Below are 13,472 nucleotides of genomic sequence, written 5' to 3'. Positions count from 1 at the left end.
TCGTTCTTGTTTGCGTCTAGCTTACAGCATGGCTGTGAAGGATTCCCGAACATCCAACTGGACAAGGCGCCATCTAGGACGACAAATAACTGCACGCAATACCACAATGTAAACAAGAACTTCCCAGCAGGGTGAAACCAAGGACTCCTGGTCCCTACTCTTTGCCCAAAGAATGCCGACATCAGTTAGCTTTCAAACCAGATGTCAAAAAGGCAGGGGGCCCAGAGAGTCCCCTACAACTCGGAATTCTAACGAATCAATATTACTTTCGATGGACCCAAAGCAGTCAAACCAGAAATACGGTTTCCATAACCGTCACTATGCCAAAACAAGTTTTCGCTCGGCGAATTGCCCCAGAAAAAGCCAATGTGGCTATCGTCCGCATATGGGTTGTAAGGATTGAAGAATACAATGTCCCCCTTACGAGCCAAACCGCTACGTAACAACTCATCAATAGAGTTGAAATAAGTCACGTTCGCACACGTATCGATAGCGTAGCCGTACCAACGATAAGCGTTTACGCAGCCGCCCCTTCCGGGACCTCCACTCCAAGGGGAATGGCTCTGCTCGGCGGCAATGGGAGCTAAATTCCCGCCCGCCTTCATATATGCATGCGATACAAATCCACCACAATTCATGCCCGTATAACCGTCCCAACGCGGATCACCCTTTGGGTACATGCACGTTTCCTGGCTGAGATGCGTGTCGTAGCGTGTTCCACGGTAATAGCCGTCGTTTTCGTGGCTCATAAGCCAATTGACCAAGCTGGACCTATTGACCCCCAAAACAGAACCAGACGTATTCAACCATGCACCACTTGCATTGAAGTAATAGTCAACGCCATCGATTTTCAGCCACCCGTTAGCAAACATGGCACCCGAAGGCTGGAGCCAGTACCACGTACCGCCGTCATTAAGCCATCCAGTTTTCATCTTGAATGTGGAAGGGTCCATCCAATACCACGCACCGTTGACATATTGCCAACCAGACTTAAGGACACCATTGGAAGATGCGTAGTACCAAGTATTGCCACTTTCGTCAGAAGCGTCTTTCGACATAATCCAACCAGACGCCACGTTAACGACACCATTCGCATCCGCATAGAAAACCGCATCTCCAATATGAATCACACCTGGCAATGAAGACGAGTCAGTACGATCAGCGACTACAGGAGATCCATCAGATGAAGTAGGCAACGGCTCGCTCAGTGCTCCAGACGAATTCGCCCATGCCATACCATCGTTCAAGTTGATCCAGCACGAAGATGCCATTGCACCGGAATCATAAGAAAAATAGCGCTTGCTTCCTACCGCAAATTCACCAGTACGCATTGCGCCGGATACATCATCAAGGTAATACCAGGCGCTTCCGGACTTTATCCATCGCCCTCGTTGAATAGCTCCGTTTGATGCGGCGTAATACCAAGTACCATCAGCAAGTGCCCAGCCTGTTGCCATGGCACCTGAGCTCGTAAGGAAATAGGTGGACGAGCCCACTTGCACAAAGCCCGTGAGCATAATATGGCTTCCTGGATCCAGGTAATACCAAGAATTCCCTAGAAGTAACCAACCTCCATGCAGTAAGCCGTTGGAGTCAGCGTAATACCAGTTGTTGTCAATAAGTGCCCACTGGGAGGATAGCATGGCCCCTGAACTGTTAAAGATATAAGAGGTGCCATTGCATTCATTCAGCCCGGTGGCCATAGAACCGTCTGCAGGATCAAGCCAGTACCAACGACCCCCATCCGAGAGCCAGCCCTTTACCAGAGCGCCAGAGCCGGAAAAATAATGCCAGACAGAAGCATCAAGATGCCATCCGATAAGCATTGCACCAGAAGAAGAGAATCCATACGTGGCTCCCCCAATCTGCAGCATCGCATCGTGGACCATCTTGCCCTCATCATCCAGCCAATACCAGTTGCTGCCGTCTGAAAGCCAGCCTTTTACCATGGCGCCAGAACCGGAGAAATAACGCCAAGCAGAAGTGGAGCCCGTAGAATCTAGGTACCAGCCGACACGCATTGCGCCCGAAGAGGAGAAGGCATACGTCGCACCCCCGACTTGAACCAACCCATCCTGAGCCATTCGACCTTCGTCGTCAAACCAGTACCAGCTACCGTCTATATGTCTCCAAGAAGAAACAGCGATTGTTCCGTCGGACAAGCCCCAACGCCAAAAACCAGCCCCTTCTTCGGGTGATATCCACCCCTGATGCCAAATAATTTGATTCGAAACCTCGGAAGGGGTCTCATTATCCACCTGAGAGTTCTGCTCGACAGCGAAGGTCGATTCGCGCTGAGCATCAACGCCTGACTCGACAGAAGCAATAGCAACGTTAGATGCGGGACCTTCGTCAGTGTTATTCGAATCAAGGGCGTATAACATCGAGGGCGAACCCAAAAGGAGCCCAAAAGAAATGAGGCCCGAAAAAGCCAGCACTCCGAATGACCATTTCTTCATAACAGCACGGTATCCAATCACGCAGCGGCCCCGTCGCTTCAGGGCAACGGGGCCTCAATCAAAACTAGCTCAGTAATGTGCTAGCCAATTTGCTGGCAGTTTTTGCACTCTCGTGAAGCGCCACGCCTCTGGGCCTCCTGAATAGAGATCTGCGAATAGCCCTTTGCGTCCTTACCAACGGTACGGCACTTATGCGTATGGTAAACATCGCTACCGTTCTTATACCAAACTAAACCGTAGCCCGGAATCCACTTGCCGTCCTCGCCGACATAGTAGGAGCCAACCCAGGCATTCGTAGCCATGGCACCGGAAGACTGGAGGTAGTAGTCGCCGACCCAGGCGTCGTGAGCCATAGCGCCGGAACCGCTAAAGTAGTACCAGGCGCCGCCGACCTGACGCCAGCCGGTGGCCATCGCGCCGGAGTCGCCGAACCAGTACCAAACTCCACCAACGTTAGCCCAAGAGTTAGAGGCCATAGCGCCCGAACCTCCGAGCCAATACCACGTGCCGCCATTGCTGAGCCAGCCGGTTGCCATGGCGCCCGAACCGCTCGCATAGTACCAAGAGCCGCCTGCCAAGAACCAGCCAGTGGCCATTGCACCGGAGTCGCCGAACCAGTACCAGGAGCCGCCGAGGCTGCGCCAGCTGTTAGCGACCATGGCGCCCGAGCCGTCGAGGTAGAACCACGTACCGCCGATGTTGAGCCAGCCAGTGACCATCGCACCGGAGGCATTAGTGTAGTACCAGGTACCCGAATCGTTGATCCAGCCAGTCAGCATGACCCCAGATTCGTTGAAATAGTACCAAGCCCCGCCGAGATTATGCCAACCGGTCAATAGCTCACCGTCGGAGGTCGCATAGGACCACTTTCCGTAGATGGAGTCGTAGAACCAGCCACTATGCTGCATGCGGCCATCGGCGTTGGCACCAGGGGTGTTCAGGAAGTAGTTCTTGCCGTCAATCTGAACTCGGCCGTATGCCATATCATGGTTTTCGGGATAGAAGTAATACTTGTCCCCACCGATAGACTGCCAGCCCGACACCGCGGTCCCGTCAGCGCCAAAATAGTACCAGACAGCTTCGTATTCGTTATGCCACTGGTTCGTGACCATGGCGCCAGTTTCGGGATCGAAATAGCGAAGGTTGCCGTCCTCGCACCGAACGAGTCCAGTCTTCGGACGACCGTCGGAACACCATTCCGTAATCGGTCCACCGCCTCCGCCACCGCCAGCAATATCAGCAAATGAGGGCACCGGGGCAACCGTCATGCAGGCAGCGGCAAATGCAACAACTCCCAGCACTGTTAGTCCGCGCCATCTTTCTCGAAGGTTTTTCATACGACATCCTTTCTCCGAGATTTAAGGCTCTCTTAAGTTATTTTTAAACTATCAATTCAGTATTTCAACGGGAAATCGATAAAAGGTGTCTTTGTGACTGCAATTTAAATATGAGTCGCCACACCTCAACCGTTACGCTAAATAGCTTCTGAGTCAAACCGAGCACAGAAGCGAACCAATTTAATTAATACGGCCACCTAAAAAATCCTGACACACGTTTTCGATATGACAAGAGCCGCTTCAACGAGGAGGACTTGAACCCCACCGCTCTTGCAGCTCTTGAGGATACTTTGCCGGATCTTGGAATTACTTCGCTCTAAAGCGAGAAGTACTCACTGTCGGAGGATAGGTTTGGTCCGAGCCACGGATCGCCTCCCAAGAAGAACTCAGGCCAGCGTTGCATGAACAGCGCCTGTTCACGTTTCCAGCGGCGCAGTTTTTCCTCGTTGGCCTCTTCCCTGCCGCGCGAGGTGAACTCGTAGTGGTACAGCTCTGCATAGGGCGTAAAGATGGTGCGGTAGCCGGCATCCCACACGCGCAGGCAAAAGTCAGCGTCGTTAAAACCGACGGCGAATTCCTCGTTGTAGCCGCCGACGCGCTCAAATACGTCGCGTCGCACCATCTGGCAGGCACCCGTCACGGCGCTAAAGTTGCCCGGGCGAACGGCACGGGCAAGATAGCCCTCGCGCTTTGCCGAGAAGTCCTGGTTGGCATGGGCAAGTGCGCCGCGCACGCCAACCAAAATGCCGGCATGTTGCACCAGATGATCGGCAAAGTAGAGTTTGGCGCCCACCACACCCGCATCGGGACGTTGCAGATAGCCCATCATCTCTTCGATAAAGTCGGGGCTTATGACCTCGGTATCGTTGTTCAGCAGCAGTAGATAGTCGCCCTTGGCATGCTCTACGCCAAAGTTGATGATCTGGGAGTAATTGAACTCGCCCGGCCAGTACACAACGCGCGCGATGCCCTTGCCTTCGGATGCTGCAGCCACGCATTCCGGCAGGGTTTCGTAATACGCAAACGTCTCCGGATCTTCACTGTTGTTCTCCACCAAGACGATCTCGTAGTTGGCATACGTGGCCTTCTGGGCGATCGACATCACACAGGCATCGAGCGTCTCAACGTGGTCCTTGGTGGGAATCACAATGCTCACCAGCGGCGCAGGCTCCGGCAGCGCATAACGCGTGCGGTAGACAAACGGCGTCTCGGTCTCCTCGACCGTTCCGCGAACGCCAAGCGAGTCAAAGTGACGCTGCAGCGCCAAACGACCGGCTTCAATGGCATACGGCTTGCTATCTGCAGAGCCATCAGCGGTAGAACCGGGATGCACGCGCCAGTGATACAGCACGTGGGCAATATGCTCAAACCGTGCGCCCGATGCAAGGCAGCGAAGCGTCAGGTCGTAATCCTGGGCACCCGCAACGTCTTCTGGGGACGTGCCAATGCGATCGATAAGCGCCTTCTCCACCATCAGGAAATGCGTCACGCAGTTATGGCTATAGAGCAAGTCTACATTGAGCTTGGTCTTAAAGACCGGCTGGCCCCACTCCCCCGTTTTCTGAAACATGTCCTCGTCGCAGAACAGGACCTGGGGACGCTCGCCCTCGGCAGCATTGTTCAGCGCGGCAACATAGTGGAACAACGCGTCCGGCTCCAGAATGTCATCGTGGTCCAAGAACGCGATGTAGTCGCCCATCGCTTGCTCAATACCCGCGTTGGTGTTGACCACAATGCCGCCGTTGCCGGGCAGCCCAAAGCGACGAACGCGCTCGTCGTGGGCGCCTGCCGCAAGGTCGGCAACCGCATCCCATTCAGGTGAGGCATCCATAAGGAGCAATTCCCAGTTGTCATAGCTCTGGGCTAGCACCGAGTCCAGCAGCTCGCGCAGGTAGACTCGATCGGTCTTGTAGCACGGCACCACAATGCTCACGAGCGGCCTATAGGCAAAGGCCGCCGAAGCGACACGCTGGCACGCCAAATCGCCCGGCTTTGCGCGATGCTGCTCAAACCAACGTCGATAAGCTGCGTCGTCTGCACGCGCGTCCTTCATACGGTTCCAGCTGTCGTCGACCATGCCGTTGTACAGGCGACCATCCATGGCGCAAAACCCGCTCTGGATCTGCTCTGTGGGATCGCTCACAATCGCGACAAAATCTCGTATATCCTGAGGCATCTCAACGCTCAGAAACGTTTTATTGACGCGGCATCCGTCCTGCTGCGGCACATCGACCTGCGACTCAAACACATGCACGGTGACATCGATGGCATTCATATGCGTATCGGAGATCTGGAACTCGGGTGCGCACTGGGGGTCTCCCGCCCAGGTAACCTCATAGCGCCACACCGCGCCGGAGTCTGCCGGCAAATAGCGAATGGCATCGATCTCGTAGCGACCGCAGCATTCGCCACGCTGCGCATCGCGGATAAGCGCGCACAGCGCAGGCTTTGCTTTGTAGTTAATCTTGGATTCCAGCTTGGCCACGCGGCTATCGAGGCGAATAGAGCCCAACCTTTGACCACCGGATGCAAAAACGACATCCATCGACGAGCCATCCAAAAACGGAAGTACCATGACGGCGAGCTCGCGCTCGTAACCGGAAACGGAAGGGCAAAGCGCCAGCACACGGCCATGATCGACCGGGAGCACCAGCGACGGCACACGAGAACCGCTCGTCGTCGCATGGACAAACGCTTGAGAACCCTCCCGCTCAATAAGCGCGGCGACATCCTGACCGGCAAAACGAAGCAGCACAAACAGACGGCCCTGGCTGCGGCAAAGTGCCAAACGTTTGATACTCATCTACACTTCTCGCTTTCCCAGGGCGTTCGCTGCCATGCGTTTGCAGGCACCCAGGCGCCCAAACCTCAAGACGTCGTAATCGAACATGAGCTTTTTGCACAAACGAGCAGCAGGGGCCTTACCGATAAGTGCCGCGCGCACCATGGCGGCAACCGAAGGAGCACATTGTGCGAGCGCAGCATCGTTGTCCACGGCAGAACCGTTAAGCGCCGCGGCAACGGCAGCAAACACTTTGCCGCAGTCCGAACCCAGCAACCTCAGCGCATCGTACAGCACCAGATCACACAGGAAGTACGCCAGGTCATCAGCATGCTGTGCGTCGAGACCGTCGCGCTGCCAGTCAGCCAGCATAGCGGAGTAAATCTTCACGTGCTCCAGCAGACGTGTCTCGTCGTCGTAGCGCATGGTGTCCATGAGCGAACCCTTGCGAGCCACGCGATAGTCGTACAACTTGTTCGAGATAAGCGCGGTCTTGTGCGAACGACCGTACACGGCAAAGTCGAAGACCTGGTCCTCGCCATACTTAACGGTTTCGTCGAACACGATCCCGTTGCCCAGCAAGAAGTCGCGCTTGCAGGCGGTGCGCCATGCAAAGGGACGAGACGCTTCCTTAAACAGCAGGTCGGAGCTATAGCCCTCAAACGACACATCGCGCGGGCTAAGCACATAGTTAAGCCACGGATACCCCGCCTCCAGCGGATACGGGTTCGCGCCAAAGGTCAACACGTCGCAGTCCTCGCGCTCAAAGGCATCGACGATCACGCGGCATGCATCGGGCGTAAAGCGGTCGTCGGAATCCAAGAACGCGACAATAGGCGCCGTGGACGCGGCGATGCCTGCATTGCGCGCGCTCGACAGGCCCCCGTTCTCTTTATCGACCAACGTAAAGCGCGCGTCCTTTTCGCAATAGGCAGCCGCAATATCGCGCGAACCGTCCGGCGAGCCATCGTTGACCAGCACGCCTTCCCAATCGGGCATGTCCTGCGCAAGCAGGGAGTCCAGGCACCAGGCCAGGCACTCCTCCACCTTATAGATGGGAACGACAACGGAAATCTTGGGGGTAGTCATAGCCAAGTGCTCCTACTGTGCGGCCGGCACGTCATCGGGATGCGGATTATCGCCGTAGGTGCGCTGATACGTCAGCACGCGCCAGACCAGCGGCAGGCCGCCAATCTTAAAGTAGTGCTTAAACGTATTGAGCTTGCCGGGCTTCTTAAAGTCAAAGCGCGAATCGATATAAGCACGGGGCGACTTGACCATCAGGCGCAAGTCGGTCTCGCCGCGCGGATCGAACAGCGACAGATCAAAGCGACCGGCATCCCAATCGGCCTTGAGCTCGGGCGAAGCCTTCTCCCAAAACTGCTCGCGCAGCTCATCGATCAGACGCTCGTCATTCCAGCGATACGTATCGACCTTCATGCGCATTAAAATGCCCTGGAGCTGAACCTTGAGCTCGGGACGTTCATCCAAAAAGCGCTGCATCTCGGCGTATTCGTCGCACACGCAAAATACCTTGTTGGGCGAATTAACTGAACTCTTCTCGTTGTCTTGGCGATAGCACAAAATGGGGTCCGCGATAAACGCTGCACGCTCGGCGCATGCCCAAACCTTAAAGTTAAAGCCTGCGTCCTGATACGAGGCGCCCGGCGTGGGAAGGAACCGAATCTGATTGTCGTTGAGGAACTCGCGCCGATAGATGGCCGACCAAATGGAAGGTTTGCGGTAGAAGATGCCCGGGCGATCGACGGGGCGATACGCGGCGCCCGTCATATACTCGCCGATGATCCCAAACAGCTCACGGCGCTCGCTGGGCGTGGACCAATACAGATAAAAGTCGCCCTTTACCACATCGGCATGCTCAGCATCGGCCTTGGCGACCAGCTTTTGGAGCGAATCCTCAAACATAAAGTCGTCGGACTCAAGAATGCCCACGTACTCACCGCGCGCCATCTCCAGACCGCGGTTCATCGAGTCGCCGTAGCCGCTGTTGGCTTTGTCGATCATCTTTACACGGGGGTCGCGCTCCATGTACTCGCGGATGATATCCGGCGAGCTATCGGTGGAACCGTCATTGATACAGATGATCTCGATGTCCTCGAGCGTCTGCGCCACGGCGGAATCGAGGCACTCGCGCAGATAGCGCTCGACATTGCAAATGGGGACAAGCAGCGAAACTTTAGGGGTATCAGAGTTCTGCAAGAGAACCTCCTGTTGAATAGCGTGTAACAGGGTTATTTTAGCAGCCGGGTTGCGGCGGGCGGCAGCGCTTGGAATTAGATAAAGCGCTCCAGACAGGCTTTGAGACCGCGAGTCGAAAGATAGAACAGCGTGGCGTCTGCCATCGAAACGCCCGAGGTCGCCGCAACGAGCTTGTGGGCAACACGCCGAACGGCGCCCTTAGCAGGCATATCCGCCCACGCCGTTCCCAAAAACGTCGTGAGATCCATGTTGACGCGAGCCGCCACGCGATGGAAACCATCGGCATCCAAGCGCGCCAGGTCGAACACAATTAGGTCTAAAAACCAAGTTATCAGCTCGCCGGGGCACAGGTCCAAAAGACCGTAGGCCGCCCAGTCCTCCAAGACCTCCTCGAGCATCCTCATGTGGGCGTCAAGCTTTTTGGCGCGAGCATCGGCACTGTTGAACTCGTGCGTCGCCGATTCACTCTCCATCACGTAGTGGTAGAACTTGTCCGGCATGACGACGGTCTTGCGGGCAAGCGCATAAGCCGCAAATTGGAAGACGACGTCCTCGCCCAAAGCCAAACCGGGGGCGAAGCGAATGCCTTCGCGATTGAGCAGCTCGCGCGAAAAAGCCGCACGGCAGGCATAGGGCTGCGCATTCGAATGGAACAGCAGTTGGGGATCACGGGCGCCGAAGGTACCGGCTTTGGGGCTCATGAGTTGCTGGACGCGTTTGGGGGCAGCATCGGCAGGTTCACAGACGCCGCCAAAAACGGCGGCCTCGGCATCCGCAGACTCCATGACATGCAACACGCGCTCGACCGTCTGGGCATCGATGTAATCGTCGGCGTCCACAAAAAAGACGGTCTCGCCCTCGGCGGCATCGATGCCGGCGTTTCGAGCGCACGAGACACCCTCGTTTTTCTGGTCAATCACCAGCACACGTCCGTCGGTCTGTGCCATTTGATGCAAGACGCTCAGGGAATCATCAGTCGATCCGTCATTGACACAAACGACCTGAATCGAGCGCTCGGACTGTGCCAACAGCGAGTCGAGGCATCGCTGAATCGAGCGTGCCGAGTTGTATACGGGAACGACGATGGTCGCTTTGGGGGTCGAAGCCTCTCCCATGTCGACCTACCCCCTCAGCGATTCGATGAGGAAGGCGGCGACCACGCCTGGGCCTCCAACCGAGGCGTAGTATTTGGCGCGTCCCAGGGCGCCGTCCGTCGCAAAGTGCGGGTGCTCGTCCACCCAAGCTTCAGGGTCTTTGAGGATCGCAGCAAGATTCGCGCGCTTCCACGGCTTAAGGTCGTCCAGCGAAAAGTCTCCTGCGTCCAAGGAGGCCTGGAACTCCTTGGTCATCTGGACCAGGAACTCTTTATAGAACTTAGGCGCCAGGCGCACGTAGTTCCACATGTACGAATCGTACTTAATGAGCTGATTGAACTTGAGCATGCGCGCGACATCGCCGCTTGCGTGGTCGCGGGCATAATCCTCTCGAATCCAACGCTCAATCTCGGCATACTCGGTATTGACGCAAAAGACCTTAGCCGAAGAATTGACCGAGGAATTCTCGTTGTCTTGGCGATACGACAACACGGCATCATGCAGGTAAACAGCCTTATCGGCGCACGCGATCACCTTAAAGGCGAATGACGTGTCCTGAAAGGATGCCCCCGGAGTCGGCAGGAACGTAATGCCGTTGCGCTCAAGAAAATCGCGACGGTACACGGCCGACCAAATCGACGGCTTTTGCTTAAAGAACTGCGTCGTATCGCTCGGGTGCACCGGCTTGCCACAGTCCTTGGCTTTAAACATCTCGTGCAGCGAACGGCGCTCCTCGGGCTTAGACCAGTAGAAATCAAAGTTCGCCTTCGCAAAGTCGGCATTATTGCTATCGGCGGCCGAGACAAGCTTTTCGAGTGCGTCGGACGCCATAAAGTCATCGGACTCCAAGATGCCCACGTACTTGCCACGCGCCATCTCCAGACCGTGGTTCATCGAGTCGCCGTAGCCGCTGTTGGCTTTGTCGATCATCTTGACGCGCCCATCGCGCTCCATATACTCGCGGATAATCGCCGGCGAGTTGTCGGTCGACCCGTCGTTAATGCAGATAATCTCAATATCCTTGAGCGTCTGCGCCAGGGCGGAATCGAGGCACTCGCGCAGGTAGCGCTGAACATTGTAAATGGGAATAAGCAGCGACAGAACAGGGCTGCCAGAGGCGTTAGTAGACAAATGTGCTCCTTAGGAAATACCTGTCGTTTCATGGTATCAAAGGGTCAGCGCGCCAGCGGGCGTTTATATAATCTATGGAGCCCGCAGAGGCAAACCGATAAGAAAGGACGTCATGCAGCCCAAAGCCGCACGCAACATACCCATCGAAGCGCTGCGTTTGGTCGCGGTCGCCGGCATCGCGGTGTTCCACACCTTTCAGTGGACCTTCCAAGCCGTCTGCGTCGGCGCCGTGGAATATGCCCCACTTGCGATGTTCCCCTATTCCGGCGTGCTCGGTTTTATTAACTTGCTGGGCTGCTGGGCCAACGAGGTCTTCTTTATGATTTCGGGCTATTTTCTCATCGCTTCGGCCGAGCGTGCTTGGGACGGTGGAGCAACATGGAAGTCGCAAATGCAACGGACGGCGCAGCGCCTGGGCAAGGTCATTTTGCCCACTGCGTTTTATTGCCTCGTGGCGCTCGCGTGGTCCACGGTCGTCTCACCCATTCCCGATGTTACCCTCAATACGCACTACTGGTACACGCTAGGCCTTGAGTTTATCTGGGTCTATGCCGCCACGGTCTTCATGGCGTCATGGTTTGGACTGGCTAAGAGTCGACTCCCCCAGAAAACCTACAAGACGACGGTCATCGCCGTTGGCATCCTCGCATTTGTTGTTAACGGGTATTTAGCCGCTATGAGTGCGACAAGCGCCGGCGAGTTTTCTTGGCTCCAAAAGCTCATGAGCGCCGTCACGTACATTATCGCGTTTTTGATCGGCGGACTGCTCCGCGACGTAACCGGCGCCATGGATTCGGACAAGGCGGGCGCCTTAGGCACGCGGTCGCTCGCAGCGGTTTTGGTGCTCGCCACCATCCTGGAAGGAGCACTCTCCTTCACCGGCAACCTCACGGCGATGGCAGTCCTCTCCTACAAATCAACCTCGTTGATCTCGTTTGCCCTCGCTGCCGCCTCTCTGCTCTTTGCGGCGACCCGGCGCAGGGCCTCAGGCAATCCACGGACCGCAGGTGTCATCGTCACCTTATCGACCGCCACGCTTGGTTTCTATGTGATGCAGTCGCTCACCAGTAGCCTGTGGCGTCCCGTCTTCAATACGTTGCTCGCAAACATACTGATCAGCCAAAACAGCCCGGCAGCTATATGTATCGTCACGGGTATCGTCATTAGCATCGTCTTTGCTCTGGCACTTCTCATCATCGATGCAGCTAGAAGTCTTATCGAACGCAAGCTCAAGAGGCAATAGACACGCTGCCGTCAGACGCTAAAGCCGCTACAGCCGTGGCAGGTTCCTGCGTTTTATTCAAAGCTTGCCGCCAAGGTGCGCCGAGCCTTTACAATAGGACAGTCCCAAGGACGTATTCGATAGCTTCCGCGCTGCACTCGCCCGCCGCGCGTGAAAGGATATATTGCCCCATGCCTTCAACCCTTCCCGCTCCCATCGATAAGCTCGCCATTGTCGTCGTTACGTACAAGCGCCAGGAACTCCTGGCCAACTTGTTCGACTCCATGACCGAGCTCACGGCAACGTCCTGGCGCATCGTGATTGTCGATAACGAGAATTCGCGCGAGACCGAGGCCATGTGCACCGCATTCAACGAGCGCCTGGCCAACCTGTGGGGCACCGACATCGAACAGCCCGACGCGAAGGGCGGCACCGACCGCGTCATCTACGCACCACAGCTCGAAAACGGCGGCGGTGCAGGTGGCTTCTCCGCTGGCACCAAATGCGCCTACGACCTGGGCGCCCAGTGGTTCTGGGTGATGGACGACGACGTGCTCGTCATCCCCGAAGGCATCGAGCGTCTTGCCAAGTGGACCGACCGCTACGATGTCATCCAGGGTTCGCGCCTAGACTTTGACGGCGGCGCCTTCTTTTGGCAGTACCAGCTCATCCTTTCGCTCGGCATTCCCAACCCAGTCGCCAAGTGGGACTTGGGTCCAGAGGGTTATCGCGCCATGAACCAGCTGTGCTTTGAGGGCGGCATGTTCTCGCGCCGCGTGGTCGACAAGATCGGCCTGCCCGACGCGCGCTTCTTTATCTACGGCGACGATGCCTGCTATGGCTACGTGGCCAGCCAGCACTTCCCCGCCGCCGTTGTTGCCGACGTGGTGCTCAAGCGCGCCCGCGCCGTCTCTAACTGGGACATCGCCGGCAAACGCCAGCTCAACTCCACGAGCGACACCAACCGCTACTACATCATGCGCAACCGCGGTTATCTGGCACGCTACATGCAGATCTACGGCGACTACCACCCCGTGCTGTTCCGTCTGGGCAACGCCGCGACCTTCTGCAAGGAATTCATTCGCCTGGTTGCGGTCGATAAGTGCTTTAAGACCGGTATTCCGGCGCTGCGCCGTGGCATGAAGGACGCCCGCAAGATCGTCAAGGACCCCAACTGGAAGCCCATGCCGCCCATGAAGGACGCGGAGTAGTAAAGGGCTTTCGTCA

General features: G+C 56.4%; 9 protein-coding genes. 2 read left to right on the top strand and 7 right to left on the bottom strand.

The genetic code is table 11. The features are described 5' to 3' along the window. Window positions 1-248: 248 nt before the first annotated feature. From ARB25_RS09770 to ARB25_RS05925, 7 genes are all read right to left on the bottom strand, one after another. Entirely contained in the window at window positions 249-2,459 is a 2,211-nt protein-coding gene (locus tag ARB25_RS09770) for an N-acetylmuramoyl-L-alanine amidase family protein (protein ID WP_082421895.1), read from the bottom strand. 80 nt (window positions 2,460-2,539) lie between these two features. Further along, the gene (locus ARB25_RS05950) at window positions 2,540-3,796 is read right to left on the bottom strand and encodes a hypothetical protein (RefSeq protein WP_082421894.1); all 1,257 of its coding nucleotides are present in this window, start codon (window positions 3,794-3,796) and stop codon (window positions 2,540-2,542) included. 316 nt (window positions 3,797-4,112) lie between these two features. Next, window positions 4,113-6,599, bottom strand: a complete 2,487-nt coding sequence (locus ARB25_RS05945; RefSeq protein WP_055286575.1) for a glycosyltransferase family 2 protein — start codon at window positions 6,597-6,599, stop codon at window positions 4,113-4,115. Further along, window positions 6,600-7,667 carry a glycosyltransferase gene (locus ARB25_RS05940; RefSeq protein ID WP_055286573.1) on the bottom strand — a complete coding sequence of 356 codons (1,068 nt, stop codon included), beginning with the start codon at window positions 7,665-7,667 and terminating at the stop codon, window positions 6,600-6,602. A gap of 12 nt (window positions 7,668-7,679) precedes the next feature. Next, window positions 7,680-8,798, bottom strand: coding sequence for a glycosyltransferase family 2 protein (locus ARB25_RS05935; protein ID WP_055286571.1), 1,119 nt, complete (start codon window positions 8,796-8,798; stop codon window positions 7,680-7,682). Window positions 8,799-8,872: 74 nt separating this feature from the next. Further along, window positions 8,873-9,913: a glycosyltransferase family 2 protein gene (locus ARB25_RS05930; protein ID WP_055286569.1), complete on the bottom strand. Its 1,041-nt coding sequence runs from the start codon at window positions 9,911-9,913 to the stop codon at window positions 8,873-8,875. 6 nt (window positions 9,914-9,919) lie between these two features. Further along, window positions 9,920-11,023: a glycosyltransferase family 2 protein gene (locus ARB25_RS05925; protein ID WP_055286567.1), complete on the bottom strand. Its 1,104-nt coding sequence runs from the start codon at window positions 11,021-11,023 to the stop codon at window positions 9,920-9,922. Between the two features lie 112 nt (window positions 11,024-11,135). Between ARB25_RS05925 and ARB25_RS05920 the strand changes: the two genes are divergently transcribed. Together ARB25_RS05920 and ARB25_RS05915 are read left to right on the top strand one after the other, a co-directional pair. Then, on the top strand, window positions 11,136-12,266 hold the full coding sequence (locus ARB25_RS05920; RefSeq protein WP_055286565.1) for an acyltransferase family protein: 1,131 nt from the start codon (window positions 11,136-11,138) through the stop codon (window positions 12,264-12,266). Window positions 12,267-12,436: 170 nt separating this feature from the next. After that, a complete protein-coding gene (locus ARB25_RS05915; protein WP_055286563.1) occupies window positions 12,437-13,456 on the top strand; it encodes a glycosyltransferase in 1,020 nt (339 codons plus the stop codon). Window positions 13,457-13,472 lie beyond the last annotated feature (16 nt).

Origin of the sequence: Collinsella aerofaciens (assembly GCF_001405375.1) — a bacterium.
Taxonomy (GTDB): domain Bacteria; phylum Actinomycetota; class Coriobacteriia; order Coriobacteriales; family Coriobacteriaceae; genus Collinsella; species Collinsella aerofaciens_F.
Note: the sequence above shows the minus strand (reverse complement) of the source record. Positions and strands in the feature narration are given on the sequence as shown.

Bases quoted from the DNA above. Each gene is read 5' to 3' on its own strand.
- ARB25_RS05930 (WP_055286569.1), bottom strand. From the start codon at position 9,913: ATGGGAGAGGCTTCGACCCCCAAAGCGACCATCGTCGTTCCCGTATAC.
- ARB25_RS05950 (WP_082421894.1), bottom strand. From the start codon at position 3,796: ATGAAAAACCTTCGAGAAAGATGGCGCGGACTAACAGTGCTGGGAGTT.
- ARB25_RS09770 (WP_082421895.1), bottom strand. From the start codon at position 2,459: ATGAAGAAATGGTCATTCGGAGTGCTGGCTTTTTCGGGCCTCATTTCT.
- ARB25_RS05915 (WP_055286563.1), top strand. From the start codon at position 12,437: ATGCCTTCAACCCTTCCCGCTCCCATCGATAAGCTCGCCATTGTCGTC.
- ARB25_RS05920 (WP_055286565.1), top strand. From the start codon at position 11,136: ATGCAGCCCAAAGCCGCACGCAACATACCCATCGAAGCGCTGCGTTTG.
- ARB25_RS05945 (WP_055286575.1), bottom strand. From the start codon at position 6,599: ATGAGTATCAAACGTTTGGCACTTTGCCGCAGCCAGGGCCGTCTGTTT.
- ARB25_RS05940 (WP_055286573.1), bottom strand. From the start codon at position 7,667: ATGACTACCCCCAAGATTTCCGTTGTCGTTCCCATCTATAAGGTGGAG.